General features: G+C 66.0%; 21 protein-coding genes. 7 read left to right on the forward strand and 14 right to left on the reverse strand.

Annotation, left to right across the window (positions count from 1 at the left end; translation table 11 throughout):
• Positions 1 to 98: 98 nt before the first annotated feature.
• From HALXA_RS10700 to HALXA_RS10710, 3 genes are all read right to left on the reverse strand, one after another.
• Positions 99 to 2,720: an ATP-binding protein gene (locus tag HALXA_RS10700; RefSeq protein WP_013880368.1), complete on the reverse strand. Its 2,622-nt coding sequence runs from the start codon at positions 2,718 to 2,720 to the stop codon at positions 99 to 101.
• A 188-nt stretch (positions 2,721 to 2,908) separates the two neighbouring features.
• Positions 2,909 to 3,838, reverse strand: coding sequence for a sulfide-dependent adenosine diphosphate thiazole synthase (locus HALXA_RS10705; protein ID WP_013880369.1), 930 nt, complete (start codon positions 3,836 to 3,838; stop codon positions 2,909 to 2,911).
• Positions 3,839 to 4,085: 247 nt separating this feature from the next.
• Complete coding sequence (locus tag HALXA_RS10710; protein ID WP_013880371.1) at positions 4,086 to 4,529, reverse strand: cupredoxin domain-containing protein; 444 nt, start codon at positions 4,527 to 4,529, stop codon at positions 4,086 to 4,088.
• A gap of 173 nt (positions 4,530 to 4,702) precedes the next feature.
• Between HALXA_RS10710 and HALXA_RS10715 the strand changes: the two genes are divergently transcribed.
• Complete coding sequence (locus tag HALXA_RS10715) at positions 4,703 to 5,428, forward strand: protein sorting system archaetidylserine synthase (protein WP_013880372.1); 726 nt, start codon at positions 4,703 to 4,705, stop codon at positions 5,426 to 5,428.
• A 69-nt stretch (positions 5,429 to 5,497) separates the two neighbouring features.
• Complete coding sequence (locus tag HALXA_RS10720) at positions 5,498 to 6,907, forward strand: HEAT repeat domain-containing protein (RefSeq protein WP_013880373.1); 1,410 nt, start codon at positions 5,498 to 5,500, stop codon at positions 6,905 to 6,907.
• Positions 6,908 to 6,955: 48 nt separating this feature from the next.
• On the opposite strand, the gene HALXA_RS10725 is transcribed toward HALXA_RS10720, so the two are convergent.
• Positions 6,956 to 7,717 carry an MBL fold metallo-hydrolase gene (locus HALXA_RS10725; protein ID WP_013880374.1) on the reverse strand — a complete coding sequence of 254 codons (762 nt, stop codon included), beginning with the start codon at positions 7,715 to 7,717 and terminating at the stop codon, positions 6,956 to 6,958.
• A 135-nt stretch (positions 7,718 to 7,852) separates the two neighbouring features.
• Here HALXA_RS10725 and HALXA_RS10730 point away from each other — a divergent pair, with 135 nt between their 5' ends.
• Positions 7,853 to 9,670, forward strand: a complete 1,818-nt coding sequence (locus HALXA_RS10730; protein WP_013880375.1) for a phospholipase D-like domain-containing protein — start codon at positions 7,853 to 7,855, stop codon at positions 9,668 to 9,670.
• 81 nt (positions 9,671 to 9,751) lie between these two features.
• Here HALXA_RS10730 and HALXA_RS10735 read toward each other — a convergent pair whose 3' ends face one another.
• The 6 genes from HALXA_RS10735 to HALXA_RS10760 form a co-directional block, all read right to left on the reverse strand.
• Positions 9,752 to 10,186 carry a metal-dependent transcriptional regulator gene (locus HALXA_RS10735; RefSeq protein ID WP_013880376.1) on the reverse strand — a complete coding sequence of 145 codons (435 nt, stop codon included), beginning with the start codon at positions 10,184 to 10,186 and terminating at the stop codon, positions 9,752 to 9,754.
• Between the two features lie 100 nt (positions 10,187 to 10,286).
• Complete coding sequence (locus HALXA_RS10740; RefSeq protein ID WP_013880377.1) at positions 10,287 to 10,781, reverse strand: hypothetical protein; 495 nt, start codon at positions 10,779 to 10,781, stop codon at positions 10,287 to 10,289.
• 174 nt (positions 10,782 to 10,955) lie between these two features.
• Positions 10,956 to 12,170, reverse strand: coding sequence for a Fe-S cluster assembly protein SufD (sufD, locus tag HALXA_RS10745; protein WP_013880378.1), 1,215 nt, complete (start codon positions 12,168 to 12,170; stop codon positions 10,956 to 10,958).
• A gap of 1 nt (position 12,171) precedes the next feature.
• On the reverse strand, positions 12,172 to 13,602 hold the full coding sequence (gene sufB, locus HALXA_RS10750) for a Fe-S cluster assembly protein SufB (RefSeq protein ID WP_013880379.1): 1,431 nt from the start codon (positions 13,600 to 13,602) through the stop codon (positions 12,172 to 12,174).
• 61 nt (positions 13,603 to 13,663) lie between these two features.
• Complete coding sequence (locus HALXA_RS10755; protein ID WP_013880380.1) at positions 13,664 to 14,569, reverse strand: ABC transporter ATP-binding protein; 906 nt, start codon at positions 14,567 to 14,569, stop codon at positions 13,664 to 13,666.
• A gap of 206 nt (positions 14,570 to 14,775) precedes the next feature.
• Positions 14,776 to 17,514, reverse strand: a complete 2,739-nt coding sequence (locus HALXA_RS10760; protein ID WP_013880381.1) for a DNA-directed DNA polymerase — start codon at positions 17,512 to 17,514, stop codon at positions 14,776 to 14,778.
• Positions 17,515 to 17,699: 185 nt separating this feature from the next.
• Between HALXA_RS10760 and HALXA_RS22090 the strand changes: the two genes are divergently transcribed.
• The 3 genes from HALXA_RS22090 to HALXA_RS10770 are packed head-to-tail and all read left to right on the forward strand — an operon-like array spanning position 17,700 to position 19,152.
• The gene (locus tag HALXA_RS22090; protein ID WP_171814649.1) at positions 17,700 to 17,873 is read left to right on the forward strand and encodes a DUF7331 family protein; all 174 of its coding nucleotides are present in this window, start codon (positions 17,700 to 17,702) and stop codon (positions 17,871 to 17,873) included.
• A gap of 59 nt (positions 17,874 to 17,932) precedes the next feature.
• A complete protein-coding gene (locus HALXA_RS10765) occupies positions 17,933 to 18,649 on the forward strand; it encodes a DUF7322 domain-containing protein (RefSeq protein ID WP_013880383.1) in 717 nt (238 codons plus the stop codon).
• Positions 18,646 to 19,152 (forward strand): DUF7346 family protein, encoded by a 507-nt coding sequence (locus HALXA_RS10770; protein WP_013880384.1) that lies wholly within the window; start codon positions 18,646 to 18,648, stop codon positions 19,150 to 19,152. The genes HALXA_RS10765 and HALXA_RS10770 overlap by 4 nt, the downstream gene beginning before the upstream one ends.
• Positions 19,153 to 19,185: 33 nt before the next feature.
• On the opposite strand, the gene rad50 is transcribed toward HALXA_RS10770, so the two are convergent.
• From rad50 to HALXA_RS10785, 3 genes are all read right to left on the reverse strand, one after another.
• On the reverse strand, positions 19,186 to 21,870 hold the full coding sequence (rad50, locus tag HALXA_RS10775) for a DNA double-strand break repair ATPase Rad50 (RefSeq protein ID WP_013880385.1): 2,685 nt from the start codon (positions 21,868 to 21,870) through the stop codon (positions 19,186 to 19,188).
• Positions 21,867 to 23,273, reverse strand: a complete 1,407-nt coding sequence (gene mre11, locus HALXA_RS10780) for a DNA double-strand break repair protein Mre11 (RefSeq protein WP_013880386.1) — start codon at positions 23,271 to 23,273, stop codon at positions 21,867 to 21,869. Before mre11 ends, rad50 begins: the two co-directional genes overlap by 4 nt.
• Before the next feature lie 167 nt (positions 23,274 to 23,440).
• Entirely contained in the window at positions 23,441 to 23,710 is a 270-nt protein-coding gene (locus tag HALXA_RS10785; protein ID WP_013880387.1) for a MarR family transcriptional regulator, read from the reverse strand.
• A 123-nt stretch (positions 23,711 to 23,833) separates the two neighbouring features.
• On the opposite strand from HALXA_RS10785, the gene pan1 reads away from it, so the two are divergent.
• Positions 23,834 to 25,051 carry a proteasome-activating nucleotidase Pan1 gene (pan1, locus tag HALXA_RS10790; protein WP_013880388.1) on the forward strand — a complete coding sequence of 406 codons (1,218 nt, stop codon included), beginning with the start codon at positions 23,834 to 23,836 and terminating at the stop codon, positions 25,049 to 25,051.
• 248 nt (positions 25,052 to 25,299) lie between these two features.
• Here the strand turns inward: pan1 and HALXA_RS22095 are convergent, their stop codons facing one another.
• Positions 25,300 to 25,437 carry a hypothetical protein gene (locus HALXA_RS22095; protein ID WP_013880389.1) on the reverse strand — a complete coding sequence of 46 codons (138 nt, stop codon included), beginning with the start codon at positions 25,435 to 25,437 and terminating at the stop codon, positions 25,300 to 25,302.
• Between the last annotated feature and the right edge of the window lie 77 nt (positions 25,438 to 25,514).

Below are 25,514 nucleotides of genomic sequence, written 5' to 3' on the forward strand. Positions count from 1 at the left end.
TGTTCGGTACCGTTAACACTGCTGCTGGATAGTTTTCACCCCGACATACCGGGGAAGTTGAATACCGGGCAGCAGGAAACGAGAGAATCGACGGTCCGTCAGCGGTACCAGCTACCGGTCCGGTCGGCTGTCACGGCGGCACCTGTCGACTCGCCACCCCGCTCGAGGCTGGGCGTCGTCTCCGCGATCGCGTCCGCGAGATGGCGCTCGCGGACCTGATCGCCGTCGTGCATCGCCCGCCGGGCCGCGTTGTCCGCGAGTAAGGCGAGGTCGCTGGCGGCGTACCCGCTGGTGCGCTCGACGACGGTATCCCAGTCGCAGCCCTCGGCCACGGGCCGATCCGCGAGGTGGACCTGCAGGATCGCTTTGCGGGCCGCCGCGTCCGGCGGCGACACCTCGATCCGCTCGTCGAACCGGCCGGACCGCAACACGGCGTCGTCGACGTCCCCCGGGCGGTTCGTCGCGGCGACCACGACGACGTCCTCGTCCGCACTCTCGAGGGACTCGAGCTCGGTCAGCAGTTGGTTGACCATCTGGCGTTGACTTGCGCCCCCGCTTCCGTGTCCACCGCGTGCGCCGGCGATGGCGTCGATCTCGTCGAGGAAGACCAGACACGGAGCGTTCTGCCGAGCGATCTCGAAGAGGTCCGCGACGTTCTGTGCGGGTTTGCCCATCCACTTGCTCGAGAGGTCCGCGGGCGACACCTCGAGGAACGCGACGTCGAGTTCGCCCGCGAGCGCGCCGGCGACGTGGGTCTTCCCGCAGCCGGGCGGCCCGTACAGCAGGATGCCGCCGGTCGTGCCGAGGCCGTACTCGGCGTACCGGTCGGCGTTCTCGAACGGGTCGATCACGGTCTCGTGCAGCCGGTCTTTGAGCGCGTCCATGCCGCCGACGTCGTCGAAGTCGCGGTCGACGCTGGGCGTCACTAACGACCGGGCGCTCAACTCGACGCCGTCGGGCTGGGTGATCGTCTTGCCGTCGCCCAGCGCCGAGCCGGCCCAGTCGGGGACGCTCGAGTCGACCTCCTCGGCCGCCGCGAGCAAGTGGTCGGTTCCGATCCGCTCGTCGGCTCTGAGCGCCCGCCGCGCTGCGTCCGTCGCGATGTACTCGAGGTCGCTGGCGGCGTACCCCGCGGTGCGGTCGACGACGGGGTCGAGCTCGAGGCCGTCGGCCAGCGGCCGCTCTTCGAGGTGGATCCGCAGGATTTCCCGACGCGCCGGCTCGTCCGGCGGCGGTACTTCGATCTGCTCGTCGAACCGTCCCGTGCGAACGATGGCGTCGTCGACGTCGTCGAGCAGGTTCGTCGCCGCGAGCACGAGCACGTCGTCGCCGACGTCCTCGAGTTCGGTCAGCAGTTGGTTGACCATCCCGCGTTCGCTCGTGCTCGATTGATCCTCGCGGGCGCTCGCGATGGCGTCGATCTCGTCCAGAAAGAGCACGCAGGGCGCGTTCGCCTCGGCGATGGCGAAGACGTCCTGCACGTTCTCGGCGGGTTTGCCCATGTACTTGCTCGAGAGATCCGCCGGCGTCACCTCGAGGAACGCGTAGTCGAGTTCGCCCGCGAGCGCGCCGGCGACGTGGGTCTTTCCGCAGCCCGGCGGACCGTGTAACAGGACGCCCGAGACGGGATCGAGCCCGTACTCGCGGAACTCGTCGGGCCGCTGGACCGGCCCGATGACGGACCGGCGCAGCGTCCGCTCCAGTTCGACCATCCCGCCGACGTCGGCGAAACAGCGGTTCGGGCTCGGATCGACGAGCGTCTCGGCGTCGAGCTCGGCGTCCTCGGGTTGTACCGGTCCGTCTCGGTCCGTTCGTCGGTCGTCGGCTTCCGCTTCGTCTTCATCTCCGTTGCCGTCTGCGTCTCGATCGTTGTCCCCGTCTTCGCGGGCAGTTGCACCGTCCGGCTGCCGATCGTCACTCGAGCGCTCGTCATCAGTCTCAACGGCACTCCCGTCGGTGTCGACCTCACGGTCGACGCGATCGGCCGATTCGGACCGGTCGATCGCCTCGCGGATCGACGTGTGCGCGTACCGGGCCAGTCGACTCTTGTCCTCGCGGAAAAACGCCGACAGCCAGCCGTGGGTTGCATCGTCCGTGCGCGCGTCCTCGAGATTGCGGACGACGCCGATGAGGTCGCGTTCGTCCGGGCGGTACACCTCGCAGACCCAGAACGGGAGGTAGAGACGCGTCACGTCGACGACGCCCTCGAACGACTCGAGATCGAGGGCGTCCGGCAGGCCGAACGTCTCGCGCAGTCGGTCGGCGAACGAGGCGGTGATCGACTTCGGGTCCCCGAACGCTCGCGACTCGGCGACGTCATCGAACCGCTCGGGGAGCAACTGGCGCGCCCGCTGGGCCGGTACCTGGAAGTCCAACAGCACGGTTCGGCCCAGACCCGGCTCGTCGCGTCCGAAATCGTAGTAGTCGAGTGAGACCGTCCCGAGCGAATCAGTAGCCGACCGGTACTGCTGGAGGACGGCGTGGTTGTCCGCCCAGAGCCCGTCGAGCAGCGTCACGCCGCGGTCGGTTCGATCGCTCCAGAGAATCGCGCTCGAGCCGGAATAGCAGTACTCGACCCGGAACACCGGGTAGAAGACGCGGTGGAGTCTGGTGAGTCGCGCGTCGGCCCCCACCGACGCGACGGCGTTTTCCTCGAGCGCGTGGCCGATCGCCCCCGCCGCGGGCAGCGGTCGATCGACGTCGATCGCGTTCGGAATCATTCGCGTGCGATCACCCGACTCGTTCGCGGCCGGCACCCCGGCGTCGCGTCTCGGTTCGACATTACGCCGCTCCTTTCGTATCGACAAAAATTACTTTACCGGTTGAAATGAGCCCGACGACCGGCCGCGGTTCAAAGCGGACGGCGACGGCGCGGGCGTCGACCGTGCCCGCGTCGGTTGCTGCCCGCTCAGTCGTCTGCCGGCGTCGCTGCGCGCGAGGTGATATCGACCGGTTCGGCGTCGACCTCGAGTTCGTCGAGCGCCACCTGCGCGGCGCGCTTGCCCGAGACGAGCATGGCGCCGAAGGTCGGCCCCATGCGCGGCAGGCCGTAGGTCGTCGCGGTGGCCATCCCCGTCGCGATCAGGCCGTCGTGGACGAGGCCGGTGTGTTCGACGACGGCGTCCTCGCTCTTGCCGACCCACATCGAGTCGTGGCCGGGCGAGTCGTGACCGGGCGCGCCGTAGCTGTCGTCGCCGGTCTGGTCCATGCCGGCGTTCTCCTTCGCGTCCTCGATGCCGGGCGCGTCGAGCACGCCGCGCTCGTCGAGTTTCTTGACGGCCATCGCGTCGTGGCCGGTCGCGTCGATCACGAGGTCGGCCTCGACCGCGATCGGGTCGACGCAGGTGATCTCGCGGGGCAGCGCGTGGACCGGCGTCCAGTTCATGACGATCCCCGAGACCTTGTGGTCCTCGCGGATGACGATGTCCGTGAACTCGGTCATGTTCTGCATCTTCGCGCCGGCGTCGCAGGCGGCCTTGATGAGTCCGGAACAGGCCTCGGGCCCGTTGGCGATGTAGAGCCCCTCGCTGTCTTCGGACTGCTTGTGCGAGACGTCGAGTTCGTCGAGGATTTGCTGTGCGGGGTCTCGCACCGTCACCTTGTTCATCAGGAAGCCGCCGAGCCAGAAGCCGCCCCCGAGGTAGTTGTTCTTCTCGACGACCATCGTCTTGACCCCCCGCTCGGAGAGTTCCTTCGCCGCGGTCAGCCCCGAGGGGCCGCCGCCGACGATGATGACGTCCGAGTCCGAGAAGTCCATGAACTCCTCGGTCCACTCCTGTCCGATTGCGCGCGTAACGTCGGCCTCGCCGACCTGACTGAACTGCTCGAATTCGCTCATACAACTAGGTGGTAGGACTCAGTGGTGAAAAACCTATCGTGATGTTGCGCTGCTGATACGCGTCGGTCGTTTCGACCACTATGGTGCGCCTCGAGGGCTGTGGCAGGGGAACACCAGAATCGAAACGATGGAGAGACGGACTCGAGCCGAACGGCTATCGAACAGTGGCGTTCGAAAGCGGAAAACCGGCGCGCAGCGTCGATGGGGAGCCGCGGTCGCTAGAGGCGGTCCGCGACACGGTATTCGGTCACTCGGTGACGACGATCGTCCCGACCATTCCCGCCCTGATGTGGGGTTCGCAGAAGTAGGTGTAGGTGCCGGGCACCTCGAAGGTGTGCTCGAACGTCTCGCGGGGGCCGAGGCGACCGCCGCGGTTGTCGTGCCAGGCGTCGACGGCCGTTTGCTCGTCCTCGAAGCCGCCGGTGGCGAAGTAGTCGGCGCCCTCCGGCAGGCTGGCTTCGCGGGCCGTGATCGTGTGGTCGGCGCCGCTCGTGTTCTTCCAGACGACTGTTTCGCCGACGGTCGCCTCGTACTCCTCGGGGACGAACGAGTTGCGGGTCATGCCGATGGAACAGTCGTTTCCAGCACAGAATTCGTCTTCGTCGTCGAAGACGCTCATGACGGTCGAGCAGCCGGCCAGTCCGGCTGACGCGGCGGTTCCGACGGCGGCGAGGTAGGCGCGCCGGTGCATACCGTCCCGTAGGGAGCACCGCGACATAACCGCCGTGGTTCGCGGCTCGAACCGGGCGGCCGTCGCGGTCGCGGAGCGGTTGCGGAGCTGCCGAAACGCGGCCGAAAGTGAGTTCCAGCGACGCCGTGGCGAAACGAAAACACGTAAGGGATCCGCCCGCCGAATCGGCGAGTATGCTTCCGCGGTTCGTCGGCCGGTTGGGCGTCGCCGACGCGGTGACGATCGCGAACGCCGCCCTGGGATTCGTCGCCGTCGTCGTCGCGTTCGTCGACATCGCCCTCGCCGCTCGCCTCATCCTGTTCGCGGCCGTCGCCGACGGACTGGACGGCATCCTCGCCCGCCGGTACGGCGGCACCGAGGCCGGCCCCTACCTCGACTCGCTCGCCGACGTCGCCTCCTTCGGCGTCGCTCCTGCCGTCCTCGCGTTCGTCGTCGTCACCCGCGGCCTCGAGATTACCCTCGAGACGGTCACGCCGGAACTGCTGCTCGTGGCGGTCATCTGCGCGCTGTTCGTCGCGACGGCGGTCGCCCGTCTCGGGATGTACACCGCCTACGACGTCGCGGCCAACTACACCGAAGGAATCCAGACGACGCTGGCGGCGACGATCCTCGGCGCGGCGATCCTCGCGGGCGTCGCGGACCCGGTGCTCGTGCTCGCGGTCACCGCCGCGTTCTGTTACCTGATGGTCTCGCGAATCCAGTATCCGGACCTCCTCGCGCGCGATGCGGGAATTATGGGCGTCGTCCACGTCCTCGCGATCCTCATCCCCGATTTCGCGGGTCGGACCTTCCCGTACGCACTGCTGACGCTCGGAATCGCGTACATGACGCTCAGTCCCTGGTTCTACTGGCGGCAGGATCCCCAGCCCGCGGAGACCGACGTGCATGGAAACGCTTAGGGCGATCCTGGCACGACCGTCACGTATGGACAGTGTCACGCGTCGGCGTCGTCTCGCACGGGTGGTACCATGAGTGAGGAATCGAACGGCGACGAGTCCGAGGCCGAAACCGAAGCCGAGGGCGAGGCGGCAGAAGAGGAGCAGTCCGCCGACCTCGAGGCCATTCGGACCCAACTCGAGGCGCTGAACGACGACCTCGAGGGGCTCCAAAGCGACCTCGAGGCGGCCGAGACCGAGGACGACCTCGACGTCGTCGAGGCCGACATCGAGGAGTTCCGCGCGGACCTCGAGGAAATCGAGATTCCGGAGCCGCCGGAGGAAGAGGAGGACGAGGACGAAGACGACGAGGAGTCCGAACCCGCGCCCGAGGAGGAACTCCAGGAGACCTACGACGAGATCGAGAGCGACGTCTCCGACCTCGAGGACGACCTCGAGGACAAGCGCGGCCCCTACGCCGGGGACGTCATCGGCGAGATCGACGGCGTCAGCAGCACGATCACGGGCACCCGCTGGGCCGAGGAGGGCGACGGGGAACTGATCGACGCGACCGAGGCCTTCCTCGCGGACCTGAACGACCTGCTGGGAACCTCGGTGTCGCTTCCCGGCGGGCTCGAGCCGGCCAGCGGAGCCGAACTCGGCGAGAACGGGCAGGAGGAGAAGACCGTCCCCGACGAACTCGGCGCGACGCTCGACGAGGCGACCGCGGCCGTCGACGCGGCCGACCTCGACCCCGACGAGGACGCCGAGACGATCGCCGGGCTGCTCGAGGCGACCGACGAGTTCGAATCCGCGGTCGACGACGCGACCGAGTGGACCGACCTCGAGGTGCGCGAACAGCTCCGCCGCGAGGGGTTCTTCGACGTGCTTGATCACATCAAGGACTTCCCGCCGGAGCTCCACGCGCTGAAGGTCCACGAGAAGCGCGGCAACGTCGACCAGATCCTGCTGGCCTACGACTCGCTGGGCTCGGAGTTCATGGAGGAACACTGCCTCGAGGCTCTAGAGCGGATGGGCCCCGAGGAGGCCATCGATCCGATGGTCCAGAAGGCGAATCGTCGGGACGAGGCTGCGATCCGCATCCTCGGCAAGATCGGCGTCGAGGACGATCAGGTCGTCGACACCCTGCTGGACTACGTCGACTCCAACCCGACGCTCCAGCGACCCTCGTTCCGCGCGCTGGGCGAGATCGGCGCCGAGGACGCCATCCAGCCGATCGCCGACCAGCTCGTCGCCGACGAGCCGGACGTCCGGAGCTGGGCCGCCCGCGCGCTCGGCCTGATCGGCGACACCCGCGCTATCGACCCGCTCGCCGACGTCCTCGAAGACGACGAGCAGGACCGCGTCCGCGCCAGCGCCGCGTGGGCGCTGAACCAGATCGGCACGCAGGACGCCCTCGAGATCGTCGCCGAGTACGAGGACGACCGCGCCTACCTCGTCCAGGCCGAAGCCGAGAACGTCGACCTCGAGCCGGCGGCCTGAACCCGATCGCGGCGCAACCGCTCTCGAGGTCCTTCTGTTCCCGCTCGCTTACCGTTCGTCCAGTACCACCGGAATCCCGCGGCTCGCCACGTCGCCCGCGAACACCTTCGAGTCGGCCTCGAGCTTCGGGAACGTGTTGTAGTGGATCGGCATGACCAGATCCGGCTCAAGCGTTTCGGCCAGATCTGCCGCGCCGTGGCGGTCCATCGTGTAATTCTGCGCGATCGAGGGCATGAACAGCGAGACCTCCCCCGCGAGGTCGTCGTGGGCGTCGATCACGTCGCTGTCGCCGGTCCAGAAGCAGGGGACGCCGTCGACGGTCAGGAGGAACCCGCAGCCCAGTCCTTCGGGGTGGATCGGCTCGCCGTCTCGCGTGTTCGGTCCGTCGAGGTGATTGTACGCGGGGACGGCCCGCACGTCGACGCCCCTGACGGCGAGTTCGTCGCCGTAGCCGATTCGGTGGACGTCGTAGGGTAGCGTCTCGGGTTCGACGACGTCCCGGCCGCCCGCGTTGATCTGCTCGGCGGAGACGGATTCGTAGACGACCACCGTCGCGTCTTCGGCGGCGACGCGCTCGACGCCGTCGTCGTCGTAGTGGTGGTCGTGGGTGACGACCACGAGGTCGCCGTCCTGCGCGTCGTAGGGCTCGCCGCCGGGGTGTGGCGCCTCGCCGTACTCGTCCGCCCACGTGCCCTCGAGCGTCCCGTAGCGGCCGGGATCGGTGTAGATCACGGTACCGTCCGGCGCTTCGATGCGTGCGGTTGCGTAGCCGAGCCACGAGACCGTCAGCCCGTCGTGCGTGATCGCCATGCTCGGCACAACCCGTTCGCGTACCAAAAAACGGCGGGTCGGTTCGCCCGTCGAGGCCCGTCGAGACTCCGACAAAGGTACTTCCCGCACCTCACGACCGGTCGTTTAAGTACGAACGGGCGGCCAGAGCGAGCGATGCGTACTGGGGTCCGCCGTCGAGTCGCGTTCGCCGTGCTCGCCGCGCTCATCGTCTCCGCGTCCGGATTTGGCGCGGTCGTCGTGGCGTCGGGAACGGGGATGACGACATTCGGCTTCGCCGACTCGAAGGAGAGCATCCAAGCCGACTCGGATCGCGTCTGCCCGTCCGGTGCAGCCCTCGAGTCCGAAGCTGAACTCCAACCCCAACCGGGTCCGTCACCCCGGATCGTCGGCCTCTATCCGAATCCGACCACCCACCGAAACGTCGGCGAGTACGTCGTCCTCGAGTTTCCGACGGAAACCCGGGTCGACAACTGGACGCTCACCGACGGCCACACGACTGCCTCACTACCGAACGAGACCGTCACCGGCCGCGTCGCCGCGAGCGTGGATCCGAACGTCACCGAGGCGCTCACCGACGAGTCGGTGCTCGGACTCGAGGGATCGATCCGACTCGCGGCCGACGGCGACCGACTCGAGCTCCGGAACGGCACGCGATCAGTCGACGCAGTTCGGTACGAGCGTGCGCCGGCCGCCGAGCGGTGGTATCGGAGCGCGTCGGCCGATACCAGCGACGACGAGCCGTCGGAGGGACGGTGGTGGCCCCGAGACGCAACCTGCCTCGGACCCTCGAGTACCGAAGTCGACGACGCGACGGTCTTCGTCCTTCCGGACGCGCCGGACGTTCCACGGGAGACCCTCCGCGAGGCCGACGAGCGGCTCCTGCTCGCCGGCTACACCGTCACTTCAGACGCCGTCGCCGACGAACTCGTCGCCGCGGCCGAACGCGGCGTCGACGTTTCGGTCCTGTTCGAGTCCGGCCCCGTCGGCGGCACGCCGGCGGCGACCGAACCGGTCCTCGAGCGCCTCGAGGCCGCCGGCGTCGACGTGCGAGTAATCGGCGGCGAAGGCGCTCGCTACCGCTATCACCACCCGAAATACGCCGTCGTCGACGACAGCGTGCTCGTCACCAGCGAGAACTGGAAGCCCTCGGGGATCGGCGGCGAGTCGAGCCGGGGGTGGGGCGTTCGACTCGAGGATCCGGCCCTCGCGGCCGACTTAGCGACCGTCTTCCGCGCCGATTTCGACGGCTGGGATACCCAGACCGGAGCAGCGTTCCGCGAAAACGCGACGTTCGTCACCGACGAGGGTGAAGACGAGGATCGACCCTCCGACGGTGCCACCGCGTTCCCGACGAATCACGATCCGGCCACAGTACCCGTCGAGTCCGCCGAGTTACTGGTCGCACCGGACAACGCCGAACCGCGCGTCGCCGACCTCATCGAGAACGCCGACGACGAAATTCTCGTCAAGCAGGCCAGCATCGACGGCGAGTTCGCCCTCCTCGAGGCCGTCCTCGACGCGGCCCGCCGCGGCGTCGAGGTCGACATCCTGCTCGATTCGACGTGGTACCACGAGGACGAGAACGCCGCCGTCGCCGACCGCCTCGAGCGGGTCGCCGAAGAAGAGGGCCTCCCGCTCGAGGTGCGACTCGCCGACGGTACCGGACGGTTCGAGAAGATCCACGCGAAGGGCATCGTGATCGATCGCGAGGTGGCCGTGGTCGGCAGCGCCAACTGGAACGAGAACTCGTTTCGGAACAACCGGGAGGTACTCTTAGCGCTTCACGGGGACGCAGCGGCGGAGTACTACGCGACCGTCTTCGGGGGCGACTGGGAGGGCGACTCGCGGTCGCTGCCGATCGGAACGGCCGTCGGCGTCGTCCTCGTATTAGCCGTCGCTGCGATCGTCGGCCGACGGTACGTTCGGTTCGGCGACGGGCCTGGTCGCGGATCGGAACAGGGGGAGGCGTAGGCGGGGAGAGCAGGCGTGTCTCGAGGCGATCACGCTATCGGGGCGCTCGAGAACTCCGGTTGTACAATAGAACGCGCCGTGTCAGTCCGCATCCGCCGGATCGCTCACTTCGAGCCGGTCGCAGCAGTCCTTCTCGACGTTGAAACAGTCCGGACACTCCTCGGGACGGTCGATGATCGTATCGAGTCGCTCCGCGACCGTGTCGTCGATAACGCTCTCGAGCGCGCGGGCCTCGTCGCGAAACTCCTCGACCTCGAGGACGTTCGTCAGGAACCGCTCGATGATACAGTAGGTCTGCAGGGTGTCGTGAGCCCGCTCGAGCCCTTCCTCGGTCAGCGTCGCGCCCTTGTACTTCTCGTGTTCGACGAGGTCGCGGTCCTCGAGTTTGCCGATCATCTCGTTGACGCTCGCCGGGCTCACCTCGAGGAGATCCGCGAGCGTGCCCGTCGACGCCGGTCCGTCTTCCATCCGTTGTGCGAGGTAAATCGCCTTGAGATACTGATCTGCGGTGTTCATCGCGTCCCTCCGTTGCCGTTGGTGTTGTCGGTCGTCGGTACTCGGGTCGAAACCGATGTCGATGCCGCACGCGTCGCGGCGTCGTTCTCGGTCGCCCCGATCATGCTCTGTGCTCCATGATCTCCGTGACCTCTTCGACGCCTTCCTTCTCTTCCTCGCGGATGTCGTACAGCGTCTCAAGCAACTGCTCGCGGTCGATCGCGAACTCGGCGTCCGAGGATTCGATCGCCTCGATGAGGTCGTCGTAGAACTTGTAGGCGGTCTCCTCGTTCGCCAGTTGATCGTAGAGGACGCCGTCGGTGTCCTCGGGCGGCCCGTACTGGGCGTCGACCAGGGCATTGATTTCCTCGTACGCCACCGTCTCGGCGTCGAGGTCGTCGATCAGCGCCTCGAGTCGCTCGCGGTGGTCGGCCGACTCCTCGCTGGCCTCCACGAGCAACTCCTCCACCGCCTCGTCGACCTCCGCCCGTTCCTCCGCCGGCAGAGACTCGAGGTGGTGGGCGGCGCGTGACTCGACGACCTCCTCGAGCACGACCCCGATCTGCAGGAGCCGCGCCAGCTGGTGGTCGCTCGAGACGCGCTGTCCCAGACTCATATCTCGATAAGTGAGCCGCTGTTACTTAGTCGTCTCGGAGCGATACCGGGGGAGTGGCACATTCTGCTCGCGAGGTCGGCTCGGATCCGGCGGTTCCAGACTACGGGCGGAGTCGGTGCTGAAGATCGGAAGACGAGAGAACGGAAGGAGAGTGGAGAGAAAGAACGACGCGCGTTAGTCGCGCTGTCGGAGTCGGGTCGCGATCAGTTCCTCGAGGTCGTCGCGCAGTTCGTCGACTGCGATCTCCTCGAGAACGGGCACGAAGAAGCCCTGCACGAGCATGTTGGTCGCGGAGCGCTCGTCGATGCCGCGGGAGGTCATGTACAGCAGGTCTTCGCGGTCGATCTGGCCGACCGTCGCGGAGTGGCTGGCCTCGGTGTCGTGGTTGTTGATGATCAGCTTCGGCGAGGCGTCGGCCTCGGACTCGTCGCTGAGCATCAGCGTGTTCTCGCGCTGGTAGGAGCTAGTGTCCCAGGCGTCCTTACCGACGTCCTGGACGCCCTCGTAGACCGAGCGGGCGACGTCGTCGGTGACGCCGCGGGTGACGAGGTCGGCCGTCGTGTGTTCGGCGCGGTGCCAGACCTTCGCGTCGAGGTCGAAGTGCTGGTCGTTGTGGCCGTAGAAGGCCCCGACGATCTGCGTCTCGGCGGAGTCGCCGTTGAGCTCCGTCGAGACGCCGGACTTCGTCAGCTGCGTACCCAGGTTGACCTCGATCCAGTCGATCGTCGCGTACGTGTCGGCGTCGCCGCGCTTGAGCGCGAAGTTGTAGGCCTCCTCCGAGAGGTTCTGGAGGCTGCCGTACTGGACGTTGCTGTTCTCGCCGGCGACGACTTCGACGATACCGCTGTAGTACTGCTCGTCCTGCTCGGCGCCCGTCGACTGGCGCTCGAGGATGGTCACCGAGGACGATTCCTCGGCGACGACGAGCGTGTAGTTGAACAGCGAGCGGGAGTTCTGCTCGGTTCGGATGGTGACGTCCTCGGCGTCGACGCCCTCGGGGACGTAGACGACGGTCCCGGTGCTAAACAGCGCCGTCGAGAGCGCCGTCAGGTAGTTCTCCTGGGGATCGACGATGCTCCCGAAGTGCTCCTGCAGGAGCTCCTCGTGTTCCTGGACCGCCTCGGCCCACGAGAGGACGTCGACTTCGTCGGGACCGACCTGGTCCTTGTTCTCCGCGGCGTTCAGCGGGTCCACGAGCGACTCGAAGTCGAGTTCGTGGAGGTTCGTCCACTCGCGGCCCGGCGTCTTGATGACGTCGGGCATGTCGAGCGCCTCGAGCGCCTCGAGCGCCTCGAGGCGGGTCTCCGTGAGCCAGTCGGGCTCGTCTAAGTTCCCGCTGATTTCGCGTACCTGTTCTGCCGTCAGATTGGCGTGTACCTGCGTGCTCATATTATCCGAGGCTACCTTCCATCTCGAGTTCGATGAGGCGGTTGAGTTCGACCGCGTACTCGATCGGCAGTTCCTCCGTGATCGGCTCGATGAAGCCGGCGACGATCATCTTCTTGGCGTCGTCGTCGTCCAGTCCGCGCGACTGGAGGTAGAAGATGTCCTCGTCGCCGATCTTGCCGACGGTCGCCTCGTGCGCGACGTCGACCTTCGACTCCTCGATCTCCATGTACGGCATGGTGTCCGACGTGGACTCGTTGTCGAACATCAGCGCGTCGCACTCGACCGCAGTGGAGGAGTTCTCGGCGCCGTCGGCGATGTGGACGAGGCCGCGGTAGTTGGTGCGGCCGCCGTCCTTGGAGATCGACTTGGACTCGATGGTCGAGGACGTCTCGGGCGCGTTGTGGTAGACCTTCGCGCCGGTGTCGATGTCCTGACCCTCGCCGGCGAAGGCGATGGTGATGTGGGTGTCGGTCGCGCCGCGACCCTTGAGGATCGAGCACGGGTAGAGCATGGTGGCCTTCGAGCCCATGCTACCGGAGACCCACTCCATCGTGCCGCCGGACTCGACGATGGCGCGCTTGGTGTTGAGGTTGAAGGTGTTCTTCGACCAGTTCTGCACCGTCGAGTACTGGACGTGAGCGTCCTCGCCGACGAAGACCTCCACGCCGCCGCTGTGGAGGTTGTGGGTCCCGTACTTGGGCGCGGAACAGCCCTCGATGTAGTGGACCTCGGAGCCTTCCTCGGCGATGATGAGCGTGTGCTCGAACTGGCCCATCCCTTCCGAGTTCATGCGGAAGTAGGCCTGGACGGGCATCTCGACGGTGACGCCCTCGGGGACGTAGACGAACGAGCCGCCGGACCAGACGGCGCCGTGCAGCGCCGCGAACTTGTTGTCGCTCGGCGGCACGCAGGTCGTCATGAAGTGCTCCTTGACGAGTTCGGGGTGCTCCTGGACCGCGCGGTCCATGTTCATGAAGATGACGCCCTTCTCCTCCCACTGTTCCTGCATGTTCTGGTAGACGACCTCCGACTCGTACTGGGCGCCGACGCCCGAGAGGGCGTTCTTCTCGGCTTCCGGAATGCCGAGCTTGTCGAAGGTGTCCTTGATCTCGTCGGGCAGCTCCGTCCAGTCGTCGACGCCTTCGCGCTTGTCAACGTCCGGACGGATGTAGGGGACGATCTCCTCGACGTCCAGCCCCGAGAGATCGGGCATGCCGGGCCAGTCCGACGGCATCGGCATGTTCTGGTACTGCTCGAGCGCGCGGAGACGCCGCTCGAGCATCCAGTCGGGCTCGTCCTTGTCCTCGGAGATCATGCGGATGACCTCCTCGGTCAGGCCCTTGTCGGATCGCACGGCGGCGTTCTCCTCCTTCTTGAACTCGAACCGCGCTTCGGTGTCAGTGTCTTTGAGGTGGTCTTGTTCGGAACTCATAATTTGATTGTGTCTATGGTTACGGCCGTAGGGTTATGACGGTTGTTCTAGCCGGATCCGGTTACGCGGTGCCGTAGACGTCTTCGCGGACCCAGTCGTACCCCTTGTCCTCGAGCTTCTCGGCGAGCTCAGGACCGCCGCTCTTGGCGATCTGGCCGTCGAGCATCACGTGGACGTGATCGGGCTCGACGTAGTCGAGGATGCGCTGGTAGTGGGTGATCTGGAGGATGCCGGTGCCCTGCTCGTCGCGCAGGGCGTTGATGCCCTCGGAGACGTCCTGCAGGCGGTCGATGTCGAGCCCGGAGTCGATCTCGTCGAGGACGGCGATCGAGGGCTCGAGGATGGCGGCCTGCAGCACTTCGTTCTGCTTCTTCTCGCCGCCGGAGAAGCCGGCGTTGAGGTAGCGCTGGGCGAACTTCTCGTCCATGTCCAGCTGCTCCATCTTCTCCTGGAGGATCTGCTGGAACTCGGCGACGCCGACTTCGCCCTCGTCGACGTCTCCCTCCATCGGCGAGGTTTCGAAGCCTTCGTCCGCCTCCTCTTCTTCGCCTTCCTCTTCCTCGAAGAGCTCCTCGCGCTCTTCGATCTTGGCGTTGAGTGCCGTGCGGAGGAAGTTCGTCATCGTGACGCCCTCGATCTCGGCGGGATACTGGAAGCCGAGGAAGATGCCGAGCGCGGCGCGCTCGTTGGGCTCGAGGTCGAGCAGGTCCCAGGTGCGCTGATCCTCGTCGATCTCGATCTCGTCGCCGAACTCGTTCTCCTCGAGGTGGAGGAGGACCTCACCGTCGGTGATCTCGTAGGCGGGGTGGCCGGCGATGACCTTCGCGGTCGTCGACTTGCCGGACCCGTTCGGTCCCATCAGGGCGTGAATCTCGCCCGATTGGACCTCGAGGTCGACGCCCTCGAGAATCTTCTCGTCGCCGTCCGCCACTTCTGCGTGCAGGTTGTTTAGCTCGAGACGTGCCATAGTACTCTGTCATATGAACGGTGGGGCGTATCACTCATAACGGTTTCGTATCCAATTGGATACGGTCTCGCATTAGAAAAATAATTTTCCGAAAGCTAAATTCGAGTTGTGCCCGACCGGGCCGCCGGCTCGCGATTCTGGTATGAATGGTCGACAGAGTGTCAGCTTGTGTCGAAGGGAGCGACCGAATCAAACCGGTCGAACGCCTACATGAAGCTGTCTAGGCCCGTCTGTTCCTGTCCACTCTTGACCTCTTCCCAGGAGACGTCCAGTGCCTCGAGGATTCGCTCGATCGGCCCCTTCAGGGTCTTCTCGAGCATCGTGTCGTAGTCGATCTCGAACTCCGGGGGAATCTGGTCCTCGTACTCGAAGCAGATCACGTCGGGATCGCGCTTGAACGCGCCGTAGAGGTGATCGGTCTGCGGATCGAATCCTTCTTCGCTCTCCATCCGTCGGAAGAACGCGGGGTCGACCCGGTCGAGGTAGAGCCGCTTGGGCTTGCTCCCGCGCTGGAAGTTGGTCCCCAGCAGGAGGTTCGCGTACTTCGCGCCGCGGACCTGCGCCGTGTCCGTGTCGTAGTTGTCCAGGCGCTTGCCGATCCCGCCCGGAATGGCGATCTCCTCGAGGCTCACCTCGCCGGCGAGCACGTCCTCGATGACCCCGTTGACGTACTCCTTGGCGCCCTCGATGTCGCCCTCGCGGACGATCATCTCGATGACCCGGTGTTGGACCTCCTTGGTGATCGGCGCGATGTCCGAACGCTGGTACTCGAAGCCGACGATGTCGATGTCGTTGACGTCTTTTCCTTCCTTCCAGGTGATGTGGCCGGCGTAGCGTTTCTTCTTGCCGGCCTGGAAGAAGCGCCGGTAGAGCTTCTCGAACTCGATCTGGAAGCGGTGGGCCTCGGCGTTCAGGTCCTCGCGCGCGAAGTCGTCGTACCGGCCGTTGATGTGCTCCTCGATCTCGAACGAGGTTTCGAGGGCCACCTCCTTCGAGACGCCGGGTCCGAGCTCGAGCATGACCGAGTCGGTGTCGCCGTAGGTGACTTCGTAGTCGAGTTCGTTCGCAGCGGTTTCCGTAAATTCGATCACTTCGCGGCCGGTCGCGGTGATCGCCGAGGCGGCCTCCTTGTCGTAGAGTCGGAACTGCTCCCAGCCCGAGACGCCGTACAGGGAGTTCATGATGACCTTCACCGCGCCCTGCTGACGGTCGTACTGCTCGTACTCCGGGCTGCCGGGCTCGTACTCGTTTCGCAGTTCCTTCTTCTCCTCGCGCTCGGCGAGCAGTTCCGTGATCATCTCGCGCATGACGCCGTCCGGTTCCTTGCGGAAGTGGATCTCGTCGTCGCCGACCGGCGCGACGTAGGTCTCGCCGTCGTACTCGTCGGGGTCGACCTTCGTCTCCGGGCTGGCGTTGATCGTCGTCATGCACATCGGGTACAGCGACTTCAGGTCCAGCACCGTCACGTTCTCCTTGACGCCCGTGATGGGTTCGAAGACAGCGCCGCCCTCGTACTCCTCGCCGGCCTCCTGCTGGCCCTTCGAGGGCAGGGCGAAGCGCCCGTAGGCCTCGTGGAGGACGTACATGTCGACCGCGTCGCCGGGCGTCGGCGCGTCCTCGAGTTTACAGCCGACGAAGGAACGCACCTCGTCCCAGAAGGGGATGATCTCCTGCTGGCGGTCGAGTTCGACGCAGAGTTCGACGTCCCGCAGGTTGTACGCCAGTAGCTGGGTAGGATCGTCCTCCCAGAGGTCGCCGATGTCGCCGGCGTACCGTTCTTTTCCGACGCCTAACTCCTCCTCGCCGACGGCGTCCAGCCGGTAGGAGTCCAGTTCCGAGAAGACCATCCGCTGGTAGCCGTAGAGCAGGTCGAAGACGATCCGCCCCTTGACGTCCGGGCCGCCCCAGTTGCTCCGCCAGACCTCGTCGACCCGCGAGAGCCGGTCGATGTTCAGATCGTACTCGTGGTGAGGGCCCTGCAGCTCCTCGAGGCGGTCGAGGAAGTAGGGGGCGTCGAAGTCCTCGAAGTTCCACCCCGTCAGCACGTCGGGGTCGGTCTCCTCGACGTACGCGAGGAAGTCGTCGAGCATCGCCTCCTCCTCCTCGTAGCTTCGGACTTCGTGGTCGATAGCGCCCTCGATCGGCTCGTACTCGGTGATCTCGGTGGGAATCTCGCCGTCGCCGATCGGCGCCTCGTAGAGCCACATGATGTACTCGTCGCGGTAGGAGTCGTGGCTGGTGAGACAGACGATCGGTTCCTCCCCGTCCTCCGGGAAGCCTTGGCGGTCGTCGACCTCGATGTCGAAGGTGTTGACGCGCGGGTTCGCGTCGGCGTCGACGGATTCGACCTCGTCGTGGGGAACCACGAGCGAGTCGTCCTCGGCGCGCCGTTCGGGCACGCGGATGCCGCTGCGGACGTCCTTGTCGATCAAAAAGCGGTTCGGGAACAGGATGTCGGCCTCGTAGTGCTCGAAGTCGTCGCGCACCTTCCCGACGTCGCGGGGCGTCTGGCCGAAGATTTTGGTGAGCTTCTCGCCCCGGATACTCTCGTAGTGCTCGCCGTCCTCGTCGTACTCTTCGCTGCCCGTCAGCCGCTCGTACTGCTCCTCGGGGGGCCGCTCGAGCGTCTCGGTCGGCGCGTAGAAGTAGGGGCGGAAGCCGACGACCTGGACGTGCTCGAGTTCGTCGTCGGCCGTGCGGCCGAACACGTGCATGATCGGTCGCTCCTCGTCGCCGTAGCCCGCGATGGTGTAGTCGACCTGCATCACGGCCAGTTCGAGTTCCCCCTGGGGTTCGGGGAGCGTCTCCTCGAGAACGTCGATCACCTCGGCGGCGTTCGAGCCGCCGTTGCCGGCGACGTGTACCGCCTCCTCGTCCGGCCGGTCGGCGGACTCGTCGTCCGCCTCGGAAAACTCCGCGAGTCCGGTTTGGCCCGCCTCAGTCATGGTATCCTGCTTTGCAGTCGCCGGATAAAAACCCCCGCAATCCCGGTCTCGACCGGCCCGGTTCGCCCGCCGAAGACGACGCGCCGTCCCCGGATCGTCACACGATGTGAACTGTTCCCGCGGGCTTGCGGGAGCAACAAGACATATAATGTGGTAACACATACCATAGCAATAGGTGATTGAGGTTGTCTACCCGAACCGACGACGCGATGGACGAACGCGAACCGAGTAGTGAACCCGCGGGTACCGAGACGATCGAAGCGTACGAGACCGACGACGGCGTCGTCTTCTACGACGCCGAGAACCCCCTCGCGTGGGTCGAGACGTCCCGGACGCTGGCGCTGGACGAGGTCGCCTGATCCGAACCGGGCAAGTCTAAACGCGAATCCTTTTCTTGCCGCCCTGCGACGCTGCCAACGTGGCCTCCGACCGACCCGACGAGGCGGACGCCCCCGACGAGCCCGTCCCGGACGCAAACGCCGCCGACGGAGCCGGGGACGCGAACGCGGAGCGCGAAGACTCGTCCTCGTCCCCCGATCGCAACCCGGACAACGACGCCCTGTCGATCCCGAGCGTCGGAACCGAAACCGCCGACTCGGGCCTCTGGTCGGACCTGAAAGCCGACCTCGAGATCGACTCGATCGACGTGCCCGAAGTCTCGAACGACGTCGCCGACGCTGACGTCGATGCCGGTGCCGACGCGTCGACCGAGATGACGCCCGACCCGTCGGACGCGCCGCCGGAGCTCGTAAAGACCTTCTGGGCGCTCGTGCTCGTCATCAACGCCGCACTGTTGGCCGTCTCGCTCGGACTCCTCCTTCTCGTCTTCGAGGGCGCGACGAGACGCGGCGGCGCGTTGTTGGCCGGTGGACTCATCCTCTTCGGGTTCGCAGTTCGTCGCTACAGAGCCTATCGGCGATCGGACGAGCGCGCCGATGCGGACGCCGAGGCGAAGGCGGACGCCGACTCGGAGAACGAGGCAGACGACGACTCGAAAAGCGAGGGAGACGACGGCGACGGCGATCGTGCAGCGTCGGCCGACACCCCTACGAACGCTGACGAGTCAGCGAGCGGCGAAACATCTTCAAACGATGTGGCCGAACAACGGTCACCGGACGACTCTGACCCATCATGAAAACCGTCCAGGACGACACCGGTAAACGGTACCTCTTGCTCAAGCGGTCCGAACAGGCGAGTCTCGTGCGCGATCCGGAGAGCGGCAACGAGTGCTACGTCCAGAACGATCGCCTCGAATCGACCGACGAACATCCCTTCGAAACGGCCGCACGAACCGTCCCGAGTGCCGTCCGGACGCTCCTCGAGGCCGTGCCGGACGAGCAGACGCTCGGCCTCCTCGTCGAACTCGAGCGCCGCGGCCCGCTCGGCGTCCGGACGCTTCTCGACGCGAGCGCCTTCTGCGAGAGCGACCTCCACGGCCGGCTGACGGTACTGACCGCCGCCGGACTGCTCGCCGAGACCGAGGTCGACGGCGAACGCGGCTACCGAACGACCGAGGACTGTGCCGACGCGCTCGCTGTCATCCGGTCCGACGTGTCCGACGCGGGCGACGAGTCGGCAACCGACGACGCGATCGACGTCGGGGAGGGCTCAACGCAAGCGAACGAAACGGAAACGTAAGCGAAACCGATCCGGAGATCCGTTCTGCAGGCGTCAGTCGGACGCGAGGAGTTCCATCTCCGGCGGCTCGCCGCGCTCGAGTCGCGAGCGGTTCGACGTGGCGTCCTTCTCGACGCGGACCAGGGAGTCGGCCGCGCCGACGAGTTCCTCGTCGTGGCTGACGACGACGATCTGTTCGACGCCGAGTTCGCGCATTGACTCGACCAGGGAGACGAGTTGCGTGACGTGGCCCGAGTCGAGGAAGACCGTCGGCTCGTCCAGAATCAGCGGCGGCATCGGCGCGGTGCCCTCGACGCCCTCGGCGAGCAGCCGGTAGATCGCACATCGCAGGCTGAGATTGAACAGGGCCCGTTCACCGCCGGATAGCTGTTCGGGCTCGAGCGCCTCGCCGTCCTTCTGGAAGACCGTCAGGCGATAGTCACCGTCTAGTTCGATCGAGGCGTAGGAGTCGTTCTGGTAGACCAGCTCGAACGTCTCGTTTAATAGTCGCTCGAGCGTCTCGACGTTGCGCTGTCGCAGTTCCGACCGCAGCTCCCCGTAGGTCGTCTGCAGCGTCTCGGCTTCGTCGTACAGCGACTCGAGGCGGTCGCACCGTTCCTCGAGGCTCTCGAGCCGGTCACGTAGACGCTCGAGTTCCTCGAGTTCGTTTTCGACGGCGCCGATCGCATTTTGAATCTCGGTGCGCCGTTCCTCGAGGTCCTCGAGTTTCGCGTCGACCTTCTCTATGTACTGCTCTGCGTTTTGCTTGTCCTCGCGGGCGGTTGCGACGCGCTCCTCGTCGAACTCCGACTCGAGGTCGCGTTTGCGCTCGCGCTTGCTCGAGAGCGTCTCGCGGCGCTCGTCGTTGAGTTGCTGCCAGTTCCGCCGACGTTCGCGGTAGTTCTCGATCTCGCTCTCGAGATCCTCTCGCTCGTCGTCGATCTCGGCGATGCGGCGCAGCGCCTCGAGCGTCTCCTTGATCTCGCCGCGCTCGCCGTTGATCTCGCCGAGCTCTTCGCGCTTCTCGGCGACCTCGTCCTCCAGTTCGGCGGCCTCCTCGCGTTTTTCTTCGGCCTCGCTCTCGTACTCCTCGGCGTCCTCGAGCAGGTCCTCGCGCTGCTCGCGCCGCTCCGCGAGGCTCTCGCGCTTCTCGGCGACTAACTGTTCGACGTTGTCGCGGTTCTCCTCGAGTCGATCGACGCGGCGCTCCGCTTCGCGCAGGGCTTCGGCGCGCTCGATCCGCTCGTCGAGGTCGTCGCGTTCGGCCTCGAGTTCCTCGAGTTGCTTTTCGAGGTCCGAGAGTTCCTCGCGCTTGTCGTCCAACACGTCGACGTGGGGCGAGTCCTTGACGGGCTGGCCGCAGGTGGGACAGTTGCCCTCCTCGAGCAGCCGTTCGCCCTCTTCGATGGCGTTTTCGACGGCCCGAATGTCGGCGGTAACGTCGCCGATCTCGTCAGTGCGGTCTTCGCGCTCGCTTTCGAGGTCCTCGAGGTGGGCGGCGGCGTCGCCGAACTCGATCGGCGCGTCGTCGAACTGTTCGCGGGCGGTTTCGATATCGTCCTCGAGGTCCTCGAGTTTCTCTTCGCGGTCCGCGATGTCGTCCTCGTCGCCCTCGATGCGCTCGGCGAGGTCGTCGGCTTCCGTGCGCGCTTCGTCGGCCTGGGACTCGAGGTCGTCGGCCTCCTCGCAGAGCCGCTCGATCTCGCCGTTGGTCTCCGTGATCGCGACGCGGACCTCCTCGAGGTCGTCCCGCAGTTCTTCGTCACGGGCCTCGAGTTCCTCGATGCGGGCTTCGACGGCGTCGGTGTCGGCATTGGCAGCCTCGAGGTCCGCATCTGCGAGCAGGTCGGCCCGTTCCTCGGCTAACTCCTCGCGCTCGGTCTCTAGTTCGCGGATCTGCTCTTTCGCGTCCTCGCGCTGCTGTTCGGTCTCGGAAATCTTCGACCGCAGGTCGTCGATCCCTTCCTCGAGGTCCGAAATCTCCTCCTGCGTTTCGGCGTGGCGCTCGAGGACGTCTTCGGCGGTGTCGAGCGTGTTCTGGGCCTGCTCGCGCTGGGTTTCGTAGTGGTCGATCTCGTCGGTAACCTCGGCCCGCTGAGACTCCAGATTGTTCAGCCGCTCGTGAAGTTCCTTGTCCTCCTTGCGCTCGACCTGCTTGCGGACGTCCTCGAGAACCTCGCGCTGGCCGTCCAGCACCGACTTGACCCCGAGGCGGGCGTCGCTGGCACGTTCGCGGTAGTCCTCGAGCGCGCCCAACTGGAGGAGGTCGTCGATCATGTCCTGGCGGTCGCTCGGCGAGGCGTGGATGAGCTTGTTGACCTCGCCCTGGCGGACGTACGCGCAGTTGACGAACGCCTCGGCGTCCATCCGCAGGAGTTCGGTCACCTCGCGGCGCACGTCGCGGGCGCCTTCGATCGTCTCGGTGGGCGTCTCGAGGACGCATTTGGTCGTCGTTGCCCGATCCCCGCGTAGTTTCAGGTGGCGCTCGACGTGGTAGTCGCGGTTGTCGTGGGTGAACCACAGTTCGACCTCGGCCTCCTCCTCGCCGGTCGTAATGACGTCGTCGAGGGTCCGGTCGTCCAGCGCCTTCGAACCGTACAGCGCGAAGAAGACGCCCTCGAGCAGCGTCGACTTGCCGCTGCCGTTGACGCCGTGGACGACGGTGACGCCCCGGTCGAGGCCGAGGTCGGCGTCGCCGTAGCATTTGAAATTCCGCAGGCGGATGCGATCGACCCTCACGCGAAATCACCCAGGGAGGCGGTGTCGGCGTCGGCGGGTTCCTCGTCGCCGGTCTCTGCTGCGTCGTCGGCCGCGGGAGTTTCATCAACCGCTTCGTCGGCAGGTTCCGCGCCGGCGGCATCGTCGCTCGAAGCCTCGGCTTCAGCCGTCGCGTCCGAACCGGCCGCCGCAGCGTCGGCGGTCGAGTCGGCGTCGGCCGCGGGTTCGGTTCCAGCGTCGCCGCGCAACTGATCCGCGACCGTCGTCACATCCTCGTCGCTCGGCTCCCGCTCCGGCGCTGGTTCGAACGCGGAGTCGTCCTCCTCGAGCAAGTCCCGAACGCGGCGTTCAACGGATTCGCGGACGTTCGCGTCCGCGAGGTCGTCGTTGCGGACCGTCTCGTCGATTTCGAGGGCGGCGTCGCTCAGACCCAGATCGCGGACGCGCTCGCGGACGGCGGCGTCCGGATCGGCGAAGCTGACCGACACCTCCTCGTCCTCGTCGGGTAACTCGCGGCGGTCGTTGACGCGGGCGACCAGGGCGCCGCGGTCGATCGCTAGTTCCTCGACGGCCGCGGGGGTGATCGGCCGGCCCTCGCCCTCGATCGTGACGATGACGACCGCGTCCTCGAGGCCGGGATCGTGCTGGCGGACCCGCTCCTGCACGCGGTCGATCCCCTCGTCGGCCTCGAGTTCGACGTCGACGAAGACGAAGTCCCGCGTCTCGGCGATCGCGCGGCGGCTGATGGCGACCTCGTCGTCGAACTCGACGAGGTTGTAGCCGCGGTCCTCGCGCTCGCTGGCGCTCGCGCGCTCGGTCGAGCCGCAGTAGGTGACCCACGCGTCCTGCACGTCCGCCGTATCGGGCGCGTGGTTGTCCCCGAGCAGGACGGCGTCGAAATCGACCGTCGACTCTGCGAGGAGGCGTTCGGTGTCCCAGTCAGCGTGCGCGAACGGCTCGAAGAGCCCGTGGCTCACCAGCGCGGTGCGGTCGGCCGCGTCGGGCACCGGCTCGAACTCGTACTCGAGATCCTCGCGCCGCGAGCGGGGGACGAAGTCCAGGCCGTAGAACGCGACGTCGCCGACGACTTCGGGGTCGGCGCCGAGTCGCGTCGCCAGCCCGAGATCGGCGAAGAGGTCGAGCCACTGGGCGTCGCGCTTCCCCTCGTGGTTGCCGACGACGGCGAGAAAGGGGATGTCGGCGTCGGCGAGGGTTCGCAGAATATCGATGGTTCCCTGCAGGTCGAGCAGTCCGGGGCGGCGGTCGTGAAAGAGGTCGCCGGCGTGGATCACGGCGTCGACGTCGTCGTCGACGGCGTCCTCGACGACCCCCCGGAAGGCCGCGAGGAAGTCCCGGCGTCGCTCGGGCGAGTTGTACTGCTGGTACCCGATGTGGGTATCGCCCGTGTGGATTACCCGCGTCATTGGGCAGTCGTTGGAGAGCGGGGCCTAAAGGGGTTCCGCGACCGCGGTGAAAGTAAATCGCACCGACCGGTCGCCGTCGCGAACTGACCGTCGAGACGAGGCGAAACGATCGAAAATCGAAAAACGGAACGGAGGCAGGGCGGCGCGGCGACGCTCGAGCGTAGCGGTTACGAGTCGATATCGAGGCTGTACAGCCGCTTGCGGGCGTCCGAGAAGGAGAACCGCGAGTCGATGACGTTCTCCTCGTCGAGCCGGTTCAGCGCGTAGCGGACCGTCCGCGACGGCAGCAGCGTCTCCTCGGCGATCTGCTGTTGGGTCATCGTGTCGTTGTACTCGAGGACTTTCGCGACGAGTTTGGCGCTGGGCGGCAGATCGCGGACGTCCTCCCAGCTCCCCCCGTCGTCGGCCTCCTGTCGGATCGACTCTGAAGCACTCATCACGTACCCCTTTCCAATACGGAGTGATAATATTTTCTGTTTCGTGTGATGCTTGTTGGTTATATTCTCTACGGGGTGTGCTGACCCGAAGCCTCTTATGAACCAACCCCCAAAGCACGTGTGATGACCGATACTGTGGACGACGTCGACCTCCCCTACGACGAGGACGAGGCGTCCCAACAGGAGAAGATCCAGGCGCTCGAGGAACGGCTGGAGGTCCTCGAGTCGCAAAACGAGGAGATGCGCGACAAACTCCTCGACGCGAACGCCGAGAACAACAAGTACCAGCAGAAGCTCGAGCGGCTGACCCACGAGAACAAGAAGCTAAAGCAGTCCCCGCTGTTCGTCGCCACGGTCCAGGAGATCACGGACGAAGGCGTCATCATCAAGCAACACGGGAACAACCAGGAGGCCCTGACGGAGGTCACCGACGAGATGCGGGACGACCTCGAGCCCGACGCTCGCGTCGCCGTCAACAACTCGCTTTCTATCGTCAAGACGCTCTCGAGCGACACCGACGTGCGGGCTCGCGTGATGGAGGTCACCGAGAGCCCGGAGGTTAGCTACGAGGACATCGGCGGCCTCGAGGAGCAGATGCAGGAGGTCCGCGAGACCGTCGAGATGCCGCTGGAGAGTCCCGAAATGTTCGACGACGTCGGGATCGACCCGCCGAGCGGCGTCCTGCTGTACGGCCCGCCGGGCACCGGCAAGACGATGCTCGCGAAGGCCGTCGCGAACCAGACCGACGCCACCTTCATCAAGATGGCCGGCTCGGAACTCGTCCACAAGTTCATCGGGGAGGGCGCCAAGCTCGTCCGCGACCTGTTCAAGGTCGCCCGCGAGCACGAGCCCGCCGTCATCTTCATCGACGAGATCGACGCCATCGCCGCCAAGCGAACGGAGTCCAAGACCTCCGGTGACGCCGAGGTCCAGCGGACGATGATGCAACTGCTCTCCGAAATGGACGGCTTCGAGGACCGCGGCGACATCCGCATCATCGCCGCCACCAACCGCTTCGACATGCTCGACCGCGCAATTCTGCGCCCCGGTCGATTCGACCGCCTCATCGAGGTGCCCAAGCCGAACCAGGAGGGCCGCGAGATCATCTTCCAGATCCACACCCGCAACATGAACGTCTCCGACGACGTCGACTTCGCGGAACTGGCCGAAGAGGCGGAAGAGGCCTCCGGCGCCGACATCAAGGCCGTCTGTACGGAAGCCGGCATGTTCGCCATCCGCGACGACCGCACGGAGATCCAGATGGAAGACTTCCGCAACGCCTGGGACAAGGTGCAGGCCGAATCCGACGACGCCGAGGACGTCTCCAAGACGTTCGCCTGAGGCCGGTCCGAGGACCTCCACCCTTCCCGACGCCTCCGATATAGCGGTCTTTTGCTCCGGGTTTCTGCGGGTTCGCCGTTTTCGGCTTGTCGATTCGATTTCGGGATCGAGCGTATACTTTATCGTCGAGGGCAGTTTCCCGAGACGTGCTCGAGGGTGCAGTCGAACGCCGCTGTCGGTACTCGAGGAGAATTGTCGGCCCGCAACAAGCGTTCGTAAGGGCCGGAGCGTCAGCAGTGCAGAGACGACTACAGCGCTCCGAAGACCAGCCACGGCACGACGAACAGCGCTACCGTCAGGACCGCGAGGATGACGAGATAGCCCGCGACCGTGCTCGCCGCGGTGAGCCACGCCGGATGCTCGAGATCGGTGCGAGTGAGTGCCATACGAGAACGTCCAGCGGACGACCCATAAACGTGCCGACGAACGGCGGTTGCGCGTTCCGGACCGTTTTTACCGGCTG

This window comes from Halopiger xanaduensis SH-6, assembly GCF_000217715.1.
GTDB lineage: Archaea > Halobacteriota > Halobacteria > Halobacteriales > Natrialbaceae > Halopiger > Halopiger xanaduensis.